The sequence below is a fragment of the Kitasatospora sp. NPDC058063 genome (assembly GCF_042885395.1).
Classification (GTDB): Bacteria; Actinomycetota; Actinomycetes; order Streptomycetales; family Streptomycetaceae; genus Kitasatospora; species Kitasatospora lactacystinica.
The window spans coordinates 13,706-32,147 of record NZ_JBHVSD010000046.1; the positions used below are offsets into that span (position 1 = coordinate 13,706).

An 18,442-nucleotide genomic window follows, 5' to 3' on the forward strand; every position below is an offset into this window, starting at 1 on the left:
TCCCCGAAAGGCACCTGATGTCACATCACATCGAAGTGCATTCCGGCACGAGACCTGCGGCGACGCCTATCGCGGAGTCAGCCTACTGCAACTCATGCCATGTCAGAACAGATACCAAAAAGGGCAGTTGGGGCGAAATTCCACGACTTGCTGGGAACTCTGACAAGAAATGACGGCATTCGTGACGCCGCGTTAACCACAGGGACACGTCCCGACCACACTTCGATTCGCGCGCAGGGTGATTGCGCCGTCACACCCCGGAATCGGCGGCCCGCCGGACACGACGGCCGCGCATGCGGAAGGGGCCCGCGTCCGTGGACGCGGGCCCCTCCGGTACAGCCGTCCGTCAGCGCATCGAACCGGTGCGCAGCAGGGTGCGGATGACGCGCATCGCGACCGAGAGGCTGGACAGCTCGTAGTTGTCCGAACCCCTTATGTCGTCGAGGGTGCTCTTGGCGCGGTTCAGCAGGGTCGAGTTGAGCTCGGCCCAGGCGGTGTACCGCTCCTCCGGGGTGGCGCCCTCGGCGCCGCAGGCCAGGACGTCGGCGGTCAGCGCCGCGTGCGCCGCGAAGAGGTCCTCGCGGATCGCGGCCCGGGCCATCGACGACCAGCGGTCGGTGCGGGGCAGCTCGATGATGCGGTCGAGCAGGTGCGAGATCTGGAGCCGGTCGCCCAGGTCGTAGTAGAGGTCGGCGACCTCGGCGACGTCCTTGCCGGAGCGGTCCGCGACCTCGGCGACGTCCAGGGTCGGGAAGACCGAGGAGAGGCCGGCGATCCGGGTGGCCAGCTCCTCCGGCACCCCGGCCGCGGCGAGCTCGCCGTACACGGACTCGAACCAGGTCAGGTCCTCGCCGCGCAGCGGCTTGGGCAGCGAGGCCCAGACCTGGTTGACGCGGTCGTGGAAGAACTCGATGGTGCCGGCGATGTCGAGCGGCTGGCGGCGGTTGTTGAGCATCCACCGGGTGGCGCGCTCGACCAGGCGCCGCGAGTGCAGGCGCATCTTGGTCTGCACCCGGGCCGGGACCTTGTTGTCCAGGTCCTCGATCTCGGCCCAGATCGGCTCCAGGTCGAAGACGGCCCGCGCGGCGGTGTGCGTCCGGGCGATCTCCTCGTAGGTCGCGCCGGTCTCCTCCTTCAGGCGGAAGGCGAAGGTGCAGCCACCGCGGTTGATCGTGTCGTTGACGATCAGCGTGGTGATGATCTCGCGGCGCAGCGCGTGGTTGTCGATCGCGTCGGCGAACCTCGCCCGCAGCGCGCTCGGGAAGTACTCGTGCAGCGCGCTGCGGAAGAACGGGTCGTCCGGCAGCTCGGTGGCCAGCAGCTCCTCGGCCAGGATGATCTTGGTGTACGCGAGCAGGACGGACATCTCGGGCTGCGAGAGGCCGCGGCCGTTCTGCTGGCGCTCACGGATCTGGCGCTCGGTGGGCAGGAACTCCAGGCCGCGGTCCAGCTGGCCGGCCGACTCGAAGCGGCTGATCATCCGGGCGTGCACGTTGACCATGCTGTGCGCCTGGGCGACGGCGTTGGCCAGCACAACGTTCTGCGCGTAGTTGTTGCGCAGCACCAGGTGGCCGACCTCGTCGGTCATCTCGGCCAGCAGGACGTTGCGCTGCTTGACCGTCATGTCGCCCTCGGCGACGACCTGGTTGAGCAGGATCTTGATGTTGACCTCGTGGTCCGAGGTGTCCACACCGGCGGAGTTGTCGATCGCGTCGGTGTCGATCCAGCCGCCGGTGCCCTCCGGGCCGCCGGTGGCCGCGTACTCGATCCGGCCGAGCTGGGTGCAGCCGAGGTTGCCGCCCTCGCCGATGACCCGGGCGCGGACCTGCTCGCCGTTGACCCGGATGGCGTCGTTGGACTTGTCGCCGACCTCGGCGTTGGTCTCGGTGGAGGCCTTGACGTAGGTGCCGATGCCGCCGTTCCAGAACAGGTCGACCGGGGCCTGGAGGACCGCCCGCATCAGCTCGGCCGGGGTCAGCTTGGCCGCCTCGACGCCGAGCGCGGCCCGGACCTGCGGGGTCAGCTGGATCGCCTTGGCCGACCGGGGGTACACCCCGCCGCCGGCCGAGATCAGCGACTTGTCGTAGTCGTCCCAGGAGCTGCGCGGCAGCTCGAACAGCCGGCGGCGCTCGGCGTACGAGGAGGCCGCGTCCGGGTTCGGGTCCAGGAAGATGTGGCGGTGGTCGAAGGCGGCGACCAGGCGGATGTGCTCGCTGAGCAGCATGCCGTTGCCGAAGACGTCGCCGGACATGTCGCCGATGCCGATGACGGTGAAGTCCTCGGTCTGGGTGTCGACGCCGAGCTCGCGGAAGTTGCGCTTGACCGACTCCCAGGCGCCGCGGGCGGTGATGCCCATGCCCTTGTGGTCGTAGCCGGCCGAGCCGCCGGAGGCGAACGCGTCGCCCAGCCAGAAGCCGTAGGACTCGGCGACGCCGTTGGCGATGTCCGAGAAGGTCGCGGTGCCCTTGTCGGCGGCGACGACCAGGTAGGTGTCGTCCTCGTCGTGGCGGACCACGTCGGCCGGGTGCACGACCTCGCCGCCGACCAGGTTGTCGGTGATGTCGAGCAGCGCCGAGATGAAGGTCTTGTACGAGGAGACGCCCTCGGCCAGCCAGGCGTCGCGGTCGACCGTCGGGTCCGGCAGCTGCTTGGCGACGAAGCCGCCCTTGGCGCCGACCGGGACGATGACGGTGTTCTTGACCATCTGCGCCTTGACCAGGCCCAGGATCTCGGTGCGGAAGTCCTCGCGCCGGTCGGACCAGCGCAGGCCGCCGCGGGCGACCTTGCCGAAGCGCAGGTGGACGCCCTCGACCTGCGGCGAGTAGACCCAGATCTCGAACGCCGGGCGCGGGGCCGGCAGGTCCGGGATGGCCTTCGGGTCGAACTTCATCGACACGTAGGAGTGCCACTCGCCGGAGGCGGTGCGCTGGAAGAAGTTGGTCCGCAGGGTGGCCCTGATGAGGTTCAGGAAGGAGCGCAGGATGCGGTCCTCGTCCAGCGAGACGACCTCGTCGAGCGCGCCGGACAGCTCCTCCAGGATGCCCTCGGTCAGCTCCAGGGCGCCCGAACGGTGGCTCGGGCTCAGCCGGGCCTCGAACAGGTTGACCAGCAGGCGGGTGGTGTGGGTGTTGTTGCGGAGCGCGTCCTCCATGTAGTCCTGGGAGAACGTGGAGCCCGCCTGGCGCAGGTACTTGGCGTACGTGCGCAGCATCATCGCCTGGCGCCAGGTCAGCCCGGCGATCAGCACCAGCTCGTTGAAGCCGTCGTTCTCGGCCTTGCCGGTCCAGGTGGCGGCGAAGGTCTCCTGGAAGCGCTCGCGGGCCTCGTCGGTGAGCTCGGTGGCCTCGCGCAGCTTCAGGCCGAAGTCGTAGACCCACGCGGTGGTGCCGTCGGAGCGGCGCAGCGCGTACGGGTGCTCGTCCAGCACCTCGACGCCCAGGCGCTGGAGCACCGGCAGGACCTCGGTGAGCGAGATCGGGCCGCCGACCCGGTAGATCTTGAAGCGGCGCTCGTCGTCGCCGGCGCCGACCGGCTGGTACAGGTTGAGGCGGAAGTCGCCCTCGCCGTGCAGCGACTCGATCTGCTTGATGTCGGCGACGGCGGTGCGCGGCGGGAAGTCGGCGCGGTAGCCGTCGGGGAAGGCGTTGGCGTACTTGTGGCCGAGTTCGGCCGCCTTCTCCTCGCCCAGCTCGGTGTGCAGCTGGTCGTGGAAGCCGTCCATCCAGAACCGGGCGGCCTCGGCCAGCCGGTTCTCGATCCGCTCGATGTCCGTGTCGGAGAGGTGCGGCAGCTCGGTGCCCGGGGCGACCCGGACCACGAAGTGCAGGCGGGTCAGCACCGACTCGGTGGCGTACACCGTGTAGTCGATGGTGGCGCCGTTCAGCTCCTCCTTGAGGATGTCGGTGATCAGCAGCCGGATGCGCGTGGTGTAGCGGTCGCGCGGCAGGTAGATGAACGCCGAGAAGTAGCGCCCGTACTCGTCCTGGCGCAGGAACAGCCGCAGCTTGCGGCGCTCCTGGAGGTAGAGCACGCTCGTCGCGATGGAGAGCAGCTCGGAGGCCGGGGTCTGGAAGATCTCGTCCCGCGGGAAGGTCTCCATGATCTGGAGCAGGTCGCGGCCGTCGTGGCTCTCGCTGGAGAAGCCGGACTCCTCCAGCACCTCCTGGACCTTGCGGCGCACGACCGGGATGCGGGTGACCGACTCGGTGTAGGCGGCGGAGGAGAACAGACCGAGGAAGCGGCGCTCGCCGATCGGCTCGCCGGCGGCGTTGAACTTCTTCACGCCGACGTAGTCCAGGTAGGACGGGCGGTGCACGGTGGCCCGGCTGTTGGCCTTGGTCAGGACGAGGAGCTTCTTCTCGTGGGCCTTCGCCCGCACCGGCGCGGAGAGCCGGCCGAAGGCCTCGCTGACCGCGTGGTGGGCGTCGTCGTGGCTGTGCGGGTCGGCGCGCAGGATGCCGAGGCCGGTCCCGGCGACGGCCTTGAGGACCTCCTCGCCCTCGTGCTCGACCAGGTCGTACTCGCGGTAGCCGAGGAAGGTGAAGTGGTCGTCGGCGAGCCAGCGCATCAGCTCCCAGGCCTCGCCGACCTCCTGCTCGGGCAGGCCGGCCGGGGGCTGCTCGGCCAGCTCGTCGGCCAGGCGCAGCGCGCTCTCGCGCATCTTGCCCCAGTCCTCGACGACCTCGCGGACGTCGCCGAGCACGCGGCGCAGGTCGGCCTCGATGGAGCGCAGGTCCTCGCGGTCGGTCTCGCGGTCGACCTCGATGTGCATCCACGACTCGACGGTCGCGTCGGCCGGCCAGTCGGTGCCGGCGGCCTGGCTGCGGGAGCAGGCGTCGACGTCCAGGATCTCCAGCAGCTTGCCGGTGATGTCACGGCGGACGACCAGCTGGGGGTGGATCACGATGTGGATCGCGCGGTCCTGGCGGGACAGCTCGTTGGTGACGGAGTCGACCAGGAAGGGCATGTCGTCGGTGACGACCTCGACCACGGTGTGGCCGCAGGACCAGCCGTTCTCCTCGACCGAGGGGGTGTGGACCCGCACCTCGGCGGTGCCCTGCGGGCGCTTGAGGCCCAGCCGGTAGTGGGAGGCTGCCGCGCCGTAGACGTCGACCGGGTCGCGGTCGACCAGGTCCTCGGGCGCGGTGTGAAGGTAGTAGTGGTGCAGGTACGCGGTCAGAGCGCCATTGCTCAGACCCTCCCCCGGCGCCGCTCCCCCCACCTGGCTGTTCTCAGCGGCTGCGGCTGCCTTCTTGAGCAGTTCGGCCTTGGCTGCGTCCAGCTTGGTCTGCATGACTTCTTGGCTCCTGTCGCGCGCCGTTGCGTGACTCGGTGGTGTGTGGATGTACACCGACGGGTCACCGCAATCCTGCCGCACCATCCGACTGAAAGGGGCTCATGGCACGCATGAAACGTCCTCCCAGCGGGTAGGACGACTCATTCGTCCTGCAGCCACCCGACGACGCCAGCCAGCCTAACCGGATCAATCGAAGGTGCACAGGGACAGGTAGGCGCAAACCCGCAGGAAGTCGGGTCCGTCCTGGACAGCATGTCCAAACCGGAGTCCGGTGTTCACTCTCAGCCCATGTGCGGGTAGCCGTGGTGCGTCGGCGGGACGAAGGACTCCTTGATCGACCGTGCGGAGGTCCAGCGGAGCAGGTTCTGCGCGGCCCCCGCCTTGTCGTTGGTGCCCGAGGCCCGGCCGCCGCCGAAGGGCTGCTGGCCGACGACGGCTCCGGTGGGCTTGTCGTTGATGTAGAAGTTGCCGGCCGTGAAGCGCAGCTCCTCGACGGCCTGGGCGATGGCGTAACGATCCTGCGCGATCACCGAGCCGGTCAGGCCGTACGGAGCGCCGTCGTCGACCCGGCGGAGCACGTCGTCCCAGCGGGAGTCCTCGTAGACGTGGACGGCGAGGATCGGGCCGAAGTACTCGGTCCGGAAGATCTCGCCCCGGTGGTCGGAGGAGACCAGCACGGTCGGCCGGACGAACCATCCGATCGCGTCGTCGTACTGTCCGCCGGCCGCCAGTTCGATCGTCGGATCGGCCTTCGCCCGGTCGATGGCGTCCCGGTTCCGCTCGAAGGCGCGCCGGTCGATGAGGGCGCCCATGAAATTGGACAGGTCGGTCACGTCGCCCACCGCGAGCGCGTCCACCTCGGCCAGGAAGTCGTCCTTGATCCGCTGCCAGAGGCTGCGCGGCAGGTAGGCGCGGGAGAGCGCCGAGCACTTCTGGCCCTGGTACTCGAAGGCGCCGCGGATCAGCGCGGTCCTCAGGATCTCCGGGTCCGCCGAGCGGTGGGCCAGCAGGAAGTCCTTGCCGCCGGTCTCGCCGACGATCCTCGGGTACGTGCGGTAGCCGCCGATGTTGGCGCCGATGGTCTGCCACAGGTACTGGAAGGTGGCGGTGGAGCCGGTGAAGTGCAGCCCGGCGAGCGCCGGGTCGGCCAGCGCCACCGGGGAGACCTGGAGGCCGTCGCCGGTCACCAGGTTGATCACCCCGGGCGGCAGGCCGGCCGCCTCCAGCAGCCGCATCAGGTGGTGGGCGGCCAGGGTCTGGGTCGGCGCGGGCTTCCAGACCACGGTGTTGCCCAGCAGCGCCGGGGCGGTGGGCAGGTTGCCGGCGATCGCGGTGAAGTTGAACGGGGTGACCGCGTAGACGAAACCTTCCAGCGGGCGGTGGTCGGTGCGGTTCCACACGCCGGGCGAGGAGGCCGGCTGGTCGGCCAGGATCTGCCGGGCGAAGTGGACGTTGAACCGCCAGAAGTCGATCAGCTCGCAGGCGGAGTCGATCTCCGCCTGCTGAGCGGTCTTGGACTGGCCGAGCATGGTGGCCGCGTTGAGCGTCTCCCGCCAGGGGCCGGCGAGCAGGTCGGCGGCACGCAGGAAGACCGCCGCGCGGTCGTCGAAGGAGAGCGAGCGCCACTGCCGCCCGGCGGCCAGCGCCGCGTCCACCGCCGCCCGGGCGTCCTCCCGGGTGGCGTTGCCGAGCACACCCAGCTTGGCGGCGTGGTGGTGCGGCTGGACGACCTCGATCCGCTCGCCGCCGCCGAAGCGCTGCTCGCCGCCGATGGTCATCGGCAGCGGGACCTGCTCGGCGGCCAGCTCGTCCAGCCGCTGGACCAGCCGGCCCCGCTCCGGGCTGCCGGGCGCGTACGCGTGCACCGGCTCGTTGACCGGCACCGGGACCTCGGTGACTGCGTCGATGGGCATGGTGGCTCCGTCCTGGCGGCTGGTCGGGTGTGACACCAGCCTGACCAGCCGGGGCGCGATCCGCCCGTTCAGACACGCGGACGGCGGACGTGGCGCCCGCCACTTCCGGCGGCCCGCGGTCCGGCCCGGGACGGCGGGAGGGCCCGCGGTCCGGCCCGGGACGGAAGGGCCCGGGGTTCAGCCCGCGATCCGGCCGGCCAGCTCGACCGCCTCGGCCAGACTGTCCACCACCGGGACGCCGACCGGCTCCAGCTTCTCCCGGGTGTGCGAACCGCCGGTGTAGAGCACCGCGTGGGCGCCCGCGCCGAGCGCCGCCACGGCGTCGTCCGCGGCGTCGCCGATCAGCACCGTACGGGCCGGGTCCACCCGCTCGCCGAGCGCGGCCAGGTGCCGGGTCAGGTGCTCCGCCTTCTGGCCGCCGGACGGGCCGCTGCGGCCGTCCACCCGCAGGAAGCCGCCGGTCAGGCCGAAGGTGTCGACCAGCGGCAGCAGCGCGTCGTGCTCGTACATCGACAGCAGCGACTGGCTGTTCCCGGCCGACCGCCAGCCGTCCATCAGCTCGCGCACGCCCTCGGTCAGCCCGCAGGAGGAGCTGAGCTCCCGGTAGCGGTCGTGGAACGCGTCGTCGAGCCTCAGCCACTCCTGCGTGGAGGGCATCCGGCCGAGCAGGCGCTGGTAGAAGCGGGGGATCGGGATCTCGTACTGCTCGCGGTACTCCTGGAGGCTCATCGGCTCGATGCCGACGGTCGCGAACGCGGCATTGCTCGCCCCGAGCACCGCCTCCATGTCGTGGAAGAGCGTGCCGTTCCAGTCCCAAACGATGTGAGTGCGCACAGGGTGAAACGGTAACCCGACCGGGTGACCCGCCGGAAGGACGGACCTCACGCGAGCAGGGCGGGGATCTCCTGGGTCGCGTACCAGAGCAGGTCGTGGTCCTCCGCGCCGTCCACGGTGAACTGGGCGTCCTGGTCGCCCGCGTCGGCCGCGGCCACCGCCGCCACCGCCGCCGCCACGTCCGTGACCACCTCGTCGTCGGCCACGTCGGCGTGCACCGCGGCCGCCTTGGCCAGCCGCACCGGGCCGGCCAGCACCACCCGGCCGAGCGAGGCCTGGTCCTGGTACTCGTCCCCGGGGAAGGGCCGCACCGACGCGTCGGCCACGTCCAGCGCCACCACCACCCGGCGGCACGGCGCCTGCGGGTCGGCGGCCAGCAGCCGCAGCGAGGACTGCGCGGCCCGGTTCAGCGCCGCGTACTCCAGCTCCTCCAGGTCGTCGCTCACGTACCACTCGCGCAGCGCGGGCGTCACGGCGTACGCGGCGGACTGATCCAGGGCGCCGCCCTCGCGCGCCGCCGCCAGGCCGGTCAGGGTGGTGGGCACGTACACGCGCATCGGTGGCACTCTCCGGTTCGTCCAGCAGGGTTCGTCCAGCGGGGTTCGTCCAGCGGCACGGATTCTCCGGTGCCCCAAGACTCCAGCGCCCCAAGAATAGGCGCCGCCGGACGGCCCGTGATCGCCTCTGGTCCCGGGCCGGGCCGTCACCGCCGGGGCCGCAGCGCCTCCCGGCCGGTGCGCAGGGCGCTCTCCAGGACCTCGCCGCGGCGGGCCGGGTCCATCATGTTCGGGCCCATCGCCGCGAGGTCCGCCGGGGTCGGCGCGAGCAGCAGCACCCGGACGCCCTCGGCCCGCAGCAGCGCGGCCTCGCGCAGCAGCTGCCGGGTGACGGCGTGGCGGTAGCGGCTCACCAGCTGGGCGAGCACGCCGCGGGGGCGCTCCCGGGCGCGCCACTCGCGCAGGGCGGCCAGGGTGTCGCGGCCGGACGCGAGCCCGCCCCGCCGCCCGGCCCGCCCCGGCCGGGGGTCCAGCCGCAGCGCCATCGGGGCGAGCACGTACACCTCGTCCAGCCCCCGGCCGAGCATCAGGTCGGCGTTGGTGGCGGACCAGCAGCCGCCGTCCACGTACGCCGAGCCGTCCAGCCGCACCGGCACGAACCAGCCGGGGATCGCGCAGGAGGCCATCACGGCGTCGGGCACCGGGACGGCCGGGGCGCCCGGGTCGCCGAAGACGACCCGGCGGCCGCTGCGGTAGTCCACGGCCACCACCCGCAGCGGCGATCCCCCGCCGCCGGGCTCCGGCCGGCCGTCGTCGCCGGCCGGTCCACCGCCGCCGAGCGGTCCGGTGTCGCCGAGCAGGCCGGTGTCGCCGAGCAGGCCGCGCACCAGCTCGCCGACCGGCGCCAGCGAGCCCCGGCCGTGCGGTGCGAGCGCCGAGACCATGGTCAGCAGCGGGTACTCGCGCGGGTGCCGGACGGCGTCGCGCAGCAGCCCCGGCGAGCCGATGCCGGCCCGCGGGCGGGGCGGCAGCGCGCCGCCGACGGCGGTGTCGTAGTCGAAGGCCACCCCGGCCAGCGGGCCCTCGGTGATCGGCAGGCCGCGCTGGTGGTCGCGCAGGTGCTCGGGGCGGACGCCGCCGGCCAGCATCGCGGCGAGGATCGCGCCCGCCGAGGTGCCGAGCAGGACGTCGGCCTCGCCCGGCTGCCGCCCGGTGGCCTCCTCGACGGCGCACAGCGCACCGACCGTCCACGCCGCGCCGAGCATCCCGCCGCCGCCCAGCACCAGGCCGCGCCGGGGACCGCCCGCGGCGGGCGGAGCGGTGCCCGCGGCCGACGCCGCAACCACCCGTGTCGCCATACCGGCCGCCCCTCGTCGTGGGAGCCCGGCCGTCCGCTCCCGGTCAGGCTCCGATGGTGCGCTCCGGGCCGGTACGGCGCAACGCGGCGGCCGCGCGCCGCCACCCGGTCCGCCCAGTCGCAACGTCCCCTTTCGGGCCGTACGGTCCGTCCCCGCACGTCAACCGGGCGCCGCCGACGGGCCCGTGCGGCCCGTCGCCGCACTGGCTGGTTCCCCCGGATAGGTGAACTTCGAAGCCTGCCCCGGGCATCCCGGAAACCCGTTGCCACCCCATGCCGGACGCCTCCAGCCTGGACCCGTCCGTACCCGCACCACCCAGCCGAGGAGCCACGCCGTGACCGTCCGGTTCACCGCCCGTCCCACCGCCCACCCGCACCGCCGTCCGCGCGACACCGGCGGCTGCGACCCGGCCGGCCGCCGGCCGCGCCACCCGCGCGCCGCCTGCACCACCTCCCCCGGACCCGACTCCCCCGGGCCCGACTCCGGGGCGCTGGCCGCCCGCTTCGCCCACCGGCTGGTCGAGGTGCTCACCGGCGCACGGCCCTCCGGCCAGCTGATGCGGCACACCAGCCTGGCCGGCTACGGACAGCTCGCCTCGCTGGTCCGGGCCGGAGCGCTGCGCCGCGGCGGCCCCGCCGACCGGCCCCGGCTCGGCCCGGTGCACGACCGCTCGCCCGCCCCGGACGCGGTCGAGGCCTGCGTGCGGGTCGACCTCGGCCGGCGCCACCACGTGGTGGCCTTCCGGCTGGAGCAGCGCGGCCCGGCCGGGCAGTGGCAGTGCACCGCCGTGGAGGCCCGGTGAGCGCCCCGCCGCACCCCCGGCGGTACACGACGGCGCAGGGCGCCGTCCCGGTCCGGGAACGGCGCCCTGCGTGGCGTCCTGGCTGGTGTCCGGCGGCCGGCTCAGCCCTTGCGGCGACGGCCCTTGGCCGACTTCGCGGCCTTGCGGCGCTCGGCGCGGGTCAGCCCGTCGCCCTCGTCCTCCGGCGCGAGGTCCTCGAAGTCGCCCTCGATGACACCGCCGCCGACCTCGTCCGACGGGGCCGTGTAGTGCAGCCGCTGCGGCTTCGGGGCCTCCAGGCCCTTGGCCTTGATCTCCGGGCGGGCGGCGTCCTTCTCCAGCTTGTCGAGCACCACCTGGGCGTCCTCGACCGGGACCTCCTCGACCTGCTGCTCGACCTGGACCTCCAGGTTGAACAGGTAGCCGACGGACTCCTCCTTGATGCCCTCCATCATCGCGGTGAACATGTCGAAGCCCTCGCGCTGGTACTCGATCAGCGGGTCGCGCTGCGCCATGGCCCGCAGGCCGATGCCCTCCTGGAGGTAGTCCATCTCGTAGAGGTGCTCGCGCCAGCGGCGGTCCAGCACCGACAGCACGACCCGGCGCTCCAGCTCGCGCATGATCTCAGCGCCCAGCTGGTCCTCGCGGGCGCCGTACTGGCCCTGGATGTCCTCCTGGATGGACTTGATCAGGAGCTCGGGGGTCAGACCGGCCTGGCCGCCGGCCTCCTCCTCCAGCTCCTCCAGGTCCAGGGTGACCGGGTAGAGCTGCTTGAGCGCGGTCCAGAGCTTCTCCAGGTCCCAGTCGTCCTCGAAGCCCTCACCGGTGGCCGCCCGGACGTACGCCTCGACGGTGTCGTCCATGAAGTGGCCGACCTGCTCCTGGAGGTCCTCGCCCTCCAGCACCCGGCGGCGCTCGCCGTAGATGACCTCGCGCTGGCGGTTGAGCACCTCGTCGTACTTGAGGACGTTCTTGCGGATCTCGAAGTTCTGCTGCTCGACCTGGGTCTGCGCGGAGGCGATGGCGCGGGTGACCATCTTGGACTCGATCGGCACGTCCTCCGGGACGTTGGCCATCGAGAGCACGCGCTCGACCATGCCGGCCTTGAACAGGCGCATCAGGTCGTCGCCCAGCGACAGGTAGAAGCGGGACTCGCCCGGGTCGCCCTGACGGCCGGAGCGGCCGCGCAGCTGGTTGTCGATCCGGCGGGACTCGTGCCGCTCGGTGCCGAGGACGTAGAGGCCACCGGCCTCCTTGACCTCGTCCTGCTCGGCCTTGACCGAGGCCTTGGCCTTCTCCAGTGCGGCCGGGAAGGCGGCCTCGTACTCGTCCGGGGTGTCCGTCGGGGTCAGCCCGCGCTGCGCCAGCTCGGCCGCCGCGAGGTGGTCGGAGTTGCCGCCGAGCATGATGTCGGTACCACGGCCGGCCATGTTGGTGGCGACGGTGACGGCGCCCTTGCGGCCGGCCTGCGCGACGATCTGCGCCTCGCGCTCGTGGTGCTTGGCGTTCAGCACCTCGTGCGGGATGCCGCGCTTGCGCAGCTCCTGCGACAGGTACTCGGACTTCTCGACCGACACGGTGCCGACCAGCACCGGCTGGCCCTTCTCGTGCTTCTCGGCGATGTCCTCGACCACGGCGGCGAACTTGGCCGGCTCCGACTTGTAGATCAGGTCGGGCTGGTCGATGCGCAGCGGCGTCTTGTTGGTCGGGATCGGCACCACGCCGAGCTTGTAGATCTGGTGGAACTCGGCGGCCTCGGTGGTGCCGGTACCGGTCATGCCCGCGAGCTTGTCGTACAGGCGGAAGAAGTTCTGCAGGGTGATGGTGGCCAGGGTCTGGTTCTCGTTCTGGACCTCCACCCCCTCCTTGGCCTCGATCGCCTGGTGCATGCCCTCGTTGTAGCGGCGGCCGGCCAGGATGCGGCCGGTGTGCTCGTCGACGATCATGACCTCGCCGTTCATCACGACGTAGTCCTTGTCCCGCTTGTACAGCTCCTTCGCCTTGATGGCGTTGTTCAGGAAGCCGACCAGCGGGGTGTTCACCGACTCGTAGAGGTTGTCGATGCCCAGGTAGTCCTCGACCCGGCTGACACCGTCCTCCAGGATGCCGACGGTGCGCTTCTTCTCGTCGACCTCGTAGTCGCGGTCGATCTTCAGGCGCTGCACCAGCTTGGCGAAGTCGGCGTACCACTTGGTCGCCTGGTCGGCCGGGCCGGAGATGATCAGCGGGGTGCGGGCCTCGTCGATCAGGATCGAGTCGACCTCGTCGACGACCGCGAAGTAGTGGCCGCGCTGGACGAGTTCGTCCTGCGACCAGGCCATGTTGTCGCGCAGGTAGTCGAAGCCGAACTCGTTGTTCGTGCCGTACGTGATGTCCATCCCGTACTGGCGCTTGCGCTCGACGGGCGTCATGCTGCCCAGGATCACGCCGACCTCGAGGCCGAGGAAGCGGTGCACCCGCCCCATCCACTCCGAGTCGCGCTCGGCGAGGTAGTCGTTGACCGTGATCAGGTGGACGCCCTTGCCGGTCAGCGCGTTCAGGTACGCGGGCAGGGTGCCGACGAGGGTCTTGCCCTCACCGGTGCGCATCTCGGCGACGTACCCGTAGTGCAGGGCGGCGCCGCCCATCAGCTGGACGTCGTAGTGCCGCTGGCCGAGCACGCGCTTGGCGGCCTCGCGGACGGTGGCGAACGCCTCGGGGAGGATGTCGTCCAGGCTCTCGCCGTCGACAAGCCGCTGCTTGTACTCGTCGGTCAGTGCGCGCAGCTCGGCGTCGGTGAGGTTGACGAAGTCCTCTTCGATGGAGTTGACCTGGGCAGCAATCCGCTGCAGCTTGCGAAGGATCTTGCCCTCGCCGGCGCGCAGGATCTTGTCGAAGACGGACACGTGAGCGGGCTCCTTGCCTGTATTGGCACTGGACGACTGCACGGCGGGTCACCCCACCGCACGGGCCATCGTATGCGAGGAGTCCAACCCCCCGGGAGGTGCGTCAGCACGGTATTCCCGTGTCACCCCCGCGGGCACATGGCCCGATAGCACCGCCCACCGGGGCAAAACGGTCGGCGAGCCCCGGAATCGGCCTCCTGCCGGGCGGGCGGACCGGCGGGATATTCGGATGCCCGGCCGCCTCACCCGGCGAAATAATCCGTTCATGGAAGAAACCAGCACCGAACCGGTCGTCCTGACCACCGAGCGGCTCGTCCTGCGCGCCCCGCAGGAATCCGACGTCGACGCCGTCTTCGCGGCGTGCCAGGATCCGGAGATCCAGCGCTGGACGGTCGTTCCGTCTCCGTACCGGCGCGAGGACGCGGAGTTCTTCGTGCGCGATCTCGCCATCGAGGGCTGGCGCACCGGAGCGAACCGGATCTGGTGCGTGTTCGAGCGCGAGTCCGGCGCCCTGGTCGGGTCCCAGGGGCTCGTCCTGCGCGCCCACGACCCGGGCTCCGCCGAGATCGGCTGGTGGGCCGTGAAGGAGTTCCGCGGCCGCGGCTACACCACCGAGGCCGCCCGCGCCGTCTCCCTCTTCGGCCTGCGCGAGCTCGGCCTGCGCCGCCTGGAGTGGCAGGCCTATGTCGGCAACGAGGGCTCCCGCGCGGTCGCCGCGAAGGCCGGCTACCGCTTCGAGGGCACCCTGCGCTCGTACGCCGAGCAGCGCGGCGTCTTCCACGACGCCTGGATCGCCTCCCTGCTGCCCTCCGACCTGGCCTGAGGCCTCGGGGCCGGCCCGGGCCCGCGGGCCGCTGCGGTCCGCACCCCGCCCCCGGCCCGCACTGTCGGTGCCCGGGGCTACGCTCCCCGGCATGACCGCCGCCGACGCCCGCCCCGCCCCCGTCACCGTCCTCAGCGCGGACGACGCCCGCCGGATCGCCCTGCGCGCCCAGGGCCTGCTGGGCGCGCCGGACCGCCGCGGCGGGGTGCGCGGAGTGCTGCGGCACCTGGGCGCCGTCCAGCTGGACACCATCTCGGTGCTCGCCCGCTCGCACGAGCTGGTGCCGTACGCCCGGCTCGGCGCGGTCGGCCGCCCGGCCGTCGAGGCGGCCTACTGGGGCGGCGGCACGAGCTTCGAGTACTGGTCGCACGCGGCCTGCGTCCTGCCGGTCGAGGAGTGGCCGCTGTTCGCCTTCCGGCGCCGCCGCTACCGCGACCGCGGCCACCTCTGGGGCCACCAGGTCGCGCCCGAGACCTACCGCGCCGTGCTCGACAAGCTGCGCGCCGAGGGGCCGTTGACCTCCACCGAGCTGGGCGGCGCCAAGCGGACCGCCGAGTGGTGGGACTGGTCCGACACCAAGATCGCGGTCGAGCGGGCGCTGGCCTTCGGGGACGTGGTCTGCACCGAGCGCCGGAGCTGGAAGCGGGTCTACGCGCTGGCCGAACAGGCCGTCCCGGCCGAGCTGTTCGGACAGGACCGGTCGGACGAGGACTGCCTGCGCACCCTGGTCGGCCAGGCCGGCGCCGCGCTCGGCGTGGCCACCCGGGCCGATCTGCTGGACTACCACCGGCTGCGCGCCGAGCAGTTGGACCCAGTGCTCGCCGACAGCGGGCTCGTCCCGGTCGAGGTGGCCGGCTGGGGCCCGGACGGCGCCCCGGCCCCGGCCTGGGCCGACCCGGCCGCCCTCGCCACCGCCCCGCGCGGGCGCCACCGCACCACGCTGCTCTCGCCGTTCGACTCACTGGTCTGGGACCGCGCCCGCACCGAGCGGATCTTCGGCATGACGCACCGACTGGAGGCGTACACGCCCAAGCACAAGCGGGTGCACGGCTACTTCGCGATGCCGCTGCTGACCGGCGGCCGGCTGGTCGGCCGGGTCGACCCGGCCCGCGAGGGGCGCACCCTGGTCGCCCGGCAGATCTCGCTGGACGGCGGCGGTGCCCGGCACGTCGAGGCCCTGGCGACGGCGCTGCGCGAGGCGGCCGACTGGGTCGGCTGCGACGGGGTGCGGGTCGGGACGCTGCACGACGAGCGGCTGCGCCCGACCCTGGAGAAACTGCTGACGGACCGCTGAGTCCCGCCCGGCTCACCCTATTTCGAGGATCTTCTCCCGCATCGCGTACACCACGGCCTCCATCCTGGAGTGCAGCTGGAGCTTCTCCAGGATGTTGCGCACGTGGTTCTTCACGGTGTTCTCGCTGATGAACAGCTCCTTGGCGATCTCCCGGTTGTTCATCCCGGTCGCCACCAGCTTGAGCACCTCCAGCTCCCGGTCGGTGAGCCGGGGCGCGGGCACCAGGTCCCGGTCGTCCGAGCGGCGCTGGATCATCGACTTGAACTCGGTGAGCAGCTTGGACGCCATCGAGGGGCTGATCTGCGACTGCCCGTCGGCGACCGCGCGGATCGCGGTGGCGACCTCGTCGGTGGAGATCTCCTTGAGCAGGTAGCCGGTGGCCCCCGCCTTGATCGCCTCGTAGAGGTCGGCCTCCTCGTCGCTTATCGTCAGCATGATGATCTTGGTGCTGGGCGCCACGTCCTTGATCGCCGTACAGGCCTCGATCCCGCTGCGGCGCGGCATCCGGACGTCCATGAGGATGATGTCGGGCAGCAGGTCGGCGGCCTTCAGCACGGCCTCGGCACCGTCCCCCGCCTCGCCGACGACCTTGATGTCCGGCTCCTCCGCGAGCACGATCTCCAGCCCGCGGCGGAACAGCGCGTGGTCGTCCACCACCAGGACGCGGATCGGCTCACTCCGGCGCGGCTCGTACGCGGACTCGTCCTCCGCCCCCAACGGCAGCCCTGGCCCGGACCCGGGCCCCAGCCCGAAGTGATCCCCCATCCGCTCCTCCCCCTTCGCGGGTCGTCGTGCGCCAATCATTCCACGCCCCGAACCCGCTGCGGTCACCCTCCGGTGTCGATTCCCCCGCATCGGGTGACCCCTTCACCGGCGCCCCGAACCGGCGGACGCGCCCGAACGCCGGTGACCCCGGCGGCCAGGGCCGCCGGGGTCACCCCTCCATCACCGTTCGGACGGTCAGTCCTCGTCGTCGGACCCGCCGATCGCGCCGCCCGCCCCGCTGCCCGGCCCGGCCGCGAGGTCGGTCTGCAGGTGGATGACGCCGTAGTGGTAACCGTGCCGGCGGTAGACCACGCTCGGCAGGCCGCTGTCCTTCTCCACGAAGAGGTAGAAGTCGTGGCCGACCAGCTCCATCTCGTAGAGCGCCTGGTCCAACGCCATGGGGGCGGCCGGGTGCGTCTTCTCCCGGACCACCAGCGGGCCTTCGCCCTCCACTTCCAGGGATCCCATCATGGTCTTGCGGACGGCGCCGTTCGTCTCGCCCTCCGGCGCCGTCGTGGCCGGGAGCGCGGCCAGGGCCGCGGTCGCCTCGGCGACGCTGATCGGGGTGCGGCCGTTCGCGCCGCCCTTGTGCACCCGACGCCGGTCCGCGGACTTGCGCAGCTGCGCGTCGAGCTTCGCCGAGGCCAGGTCGAGCGCCGCGTACGGGTCGGCGGCGGCGGCTTCGGCCCGGATCACGGGGCCGCGGCTGCGGAGAGTGATCTCGACCCGATCGGAGCGGTCGGCCTGCCGCGGGTTGTGCTCCTTGGACACCTCGACGTCGAGGCTGATGGCCTTGGCGTCGAACTTCTGGACCTTCTCCAGCTTCTCGGCCACGTGCTCGCGGAACCTCTTGGGCACCTCGGTCTTGCGGCCCTTGACGACGATGTCCACGCAGAACTCCGATCCCTCGTGCTGACGCCGATCCGGGTGCTACCGGACCGGACTGAGACCCAGCTGGACCAGCCCATCCACTGCCGGCCCCCCGCCCCCGCCGCCAGCGGCGGGAAACGACTGGCCCTCACCTCACTTCCTCCCCACCAGGGACGGTTGAAACCCCCTGGGCCTTATCGAACACCTCACACGGGTTTTCCGCCTCCCCAGGCGATGAGGAGGGTATGACCCGATACTGCGGTCGGGCGGTCAAGCTGGTCCACCCTGTCTACCCTCTCGCGGGTGAAGTATGGGTAAATACCTGGACAACGCCCCCCATACGGCGGATCCTGTGCTGACTCTCCGTGCCTGCCACCGCCAGGAGCAGCCGTGCCGTCGTCCCCCTCCGCCACCCGCCCGCCGACCGCCCAAGGGCCGTTCGGTCACGCACTGGCCGGGCTGCTGGACGTCCTGCTGCCCGCGGACTGCGCGGGCTGCGGCAGCGAGCGCACCCAGCTCTGCCCGGCCTGCCGGCGCCTGCTGGCCACCGCACGGCCGGCCCCGACCCTGCTGCCCTGGACGCACGCCGCCGCGCCGTACACCGGTGCGGTCCGGCAACTGCTGCTCGCCCACAAGGAGCGGGGCGCGCTGCGGCTGGCCGGGCCGCTCGGCGAGGCCCTCGGACGGGCGGTGCGCTCAGCCCTGGGAGCACGGGCCGGGGCCGCGCCGCTGCTGCTGGTCCCGATGCCCTCGGCCCGCTCGGCCGTCCGCGCCCGCGGGCACGATCCGACGCTGCGGCTGGCCGGGGCGGCCGCCCGCTCACTGCGCCGGACCGGCCTGGACGTCCGGGCCGCGCCGCTGCTGCGGCACACCCGGCCGGTCGCCGACCAGGCCGGGCTGAACGCGGCCGAGCGGCGCCGCAACCTGCGCGGAGCACTGACCGTGCTGCCGCGCGCCCGGACCGGGCCCACGGGCCTCGCGGGCCGTCACCCGGTACTGGTGGACGACCTGGTGACCACCGGGGCCAGCCTCGCCGAGGCCGCCCGGGCGCTGGCCGACGCCGGCCTGCCGGCCCGGGCCGGGGCCACGGTCGCGGCCACCGCGCGCCCGGCCGGCTGACCGCCGC

The 18,442-nt window shown here is 72.2% G+C and carries 12 protein-coding genes; 4 read left to right on the forward strand and 8 right to left on the reverse strand.

Features of this window, described 5'->3' with window-relative positions; translation table 11 throughout:
* Positions 1 to 346: 346 nt before the first annotated feature.
* From ACFVUY_RS41640 to ACFVUY_RS41660, 5 genes are all read right to left on the reverse strand, one after another.
* Positions 347 to 5,293 (reverse strand): NAD-glutamate dehydrogenase, encoded by a 4,947-nt coding sequence (locus tag ACFVUY_RS41640; RefSeq protein WP_387737158.1) that lies wholly within the window; start codon positions 5,291 to 5,293, stop codon positions 347 to 349.
* A 284-nt stretch (positions 5,294 to 5,577) separates the two neighbouring features.
* Entirely contained in the window at positions 5,578 to 7,203 is a 1,626-nt protein-coding gene (gene pruA / locus ACFVUY_RS41645) for an L-glutamate gamma-semialdehyde dehydrogenase (RefSeq protein ID WP_387737167.1), read from the reverse strand.
* Positions 7,204 to 7,386: 183 nt separating this feature from the next.
* Positions 7,387 to 8,043: an HAD family hydrolase gene (locus ACFVUY_RS41650; RefSeq protein WP_387737159.1), complete on the reverse strand. Its 657-nt coding sequence runs from the start codon at positions 8,041 to 8,043 to the stop codon at positions 7,387 to 7,389.
* A gap of 47 nt (positions 8,044 to 8,090) precedes the next feature.
* Positions 8,091 to 8,600, reverse strand: coding sequence for a DUF6912 family protein (locus ACFVUY_RS41655; RefSeq protein ID WP_359908538.1), 510 nt, complete (start codon positions 8,598 to 8,600; stop codon positions 8,091 to 8,093).
* A 146-nt stretch (positions 8,601 to 8,746) separates the two neighbouring features.
* The gene (locus tag ACFVUY_RS41660; protein ID WP_387737160.1) at positions 8,747 to 9,898 is read right to left on the reverse strand and encodes a patatin-like phospholipase family protein; all 1,152 of its coding nucleotides are present in this window, start codon (positions 9,896 to 9,898) and stop codon (positions 8,747 to 8,749) included.
* 334 nt (positions 9,899 to 10,232) lie between these two features.
* Here ACFVUY_RS41660 and ACFVUY_RS41665 point away from each other — a divergent pair, with 334 nt between their 5' ends.
* Positions 10,233 to 10,700 carry an Rv3235 family protein gene (locus tag ACFVUY_RS41665; RefSeq protein WP_387694784.1) on the forward strand — a complete coding sequence of 156 codons (468 nt, stop codon included), beginning with the start codon at positions 10,233 to 10,235 and terminating at the stop codon, positions 10,698 to 10,700.
* Positions 10,701 to 10,801: 101 nt separating this feature from the next.
* On the opposite strand, the gene secA is transcribed toward ACFVUY_RS41665, so the two are convergent.
* Positions 10,802 to 13,564 (reverse strand): preprotein translocase subunit SecA, encoded by a 2,763-nt coding sequence (gene secA / locus ACFVUY_RS41670; RefSeq protein ID WP_387694785.1) that lies wholly within the window; start codon positions 13,562 to 13,564, stop codon positions 10,802 to 10,804.
* Positions 13,565 to 13,829: 265 nt separating this feature from the next.
* Between secA and ACFVUY_RS41675 the strand changes: the two genes are divergently transcribed.
* Complete coding sequence (locus tag ACFVUY_RS41675; RefSeq protein ID WP_380357171.1) at positions 13,830 to 14,387, forward strand: GNAT family N-acetyltransferase; 558 nt, start codon at positions 13,830 to 13,832, stop codon at positions 14,385 to 14,387.
* Positions 14,388 to 14,478: 91 nt separating this feature from the next.
* Positions 14,479 to 15,681 (forward strand): winged helix-turn-helix domain-containing protein, encoded by a 1,203-nt coding sequence (locus tag ACFVUY_RS41680; RefSeq protein ID WP_387694786.1) that lies wholly within the window; start codon positions 14,479 to 14,481, stop codon positions 15,679 to 15,681.
* A 12-nt stretch (positions 15,682 to 15,693) separates the two neighbouring features.
* Here ACFVUY_RS41680 and ACFVUY_RS41685 read toward each other — a convergent pair whose 3' ends face one another.
* Together ACFVUY_RS41685 and hpf are read right to left on the reverse strand one after the other, a co-directional pair.
* Positions 15,694 to 16,446: a response regulator transcription factor gene (locus ACFVUY_RS41685; protein WP_359908555.1), complete on the reverse strand. Its 753-nt coding sequence runs from the start codon at positions 16,444 to 16,446 to the stop codon at positions 15,694 to 15,696.
* 195 nt (positions 16,447 to 16,641) lie between these two features.
* Positions 16,642 to 17,337 carry a ribosome hibernation-promoting factor, HPF/YfiA family gene (gene hpf / locus ACFVUY_RS41690; RefSeq protein ID WP_359908558.1) on the reverse strand — a complete coding sequence of 232 codons (696 nt, stop codon included), beginning with the start codon at positions 17,335 to 17,337 and terminating at the stop codon, positions 16,642 to 16,644.
* Positions 17,338 to 17,706: 369 nt separating this feature from the next.
* Here hpf and ACFVUY_RS41695 point away from each other — a divergent pair, with 369 nt between their 5' ends.
* Complete coding sequence (locus tag ACFVUY_RS41695; protein WP_387737161.1) at positions 17,707 to 18,435, forward strand: ComF family protein; 729 nt, start codon at positions 17,707 to 17,709, stop codon at positions 18,433 to 18,435.
* Positions 18,436 to 18,442 lie beyond the last annotated feature (7 nt).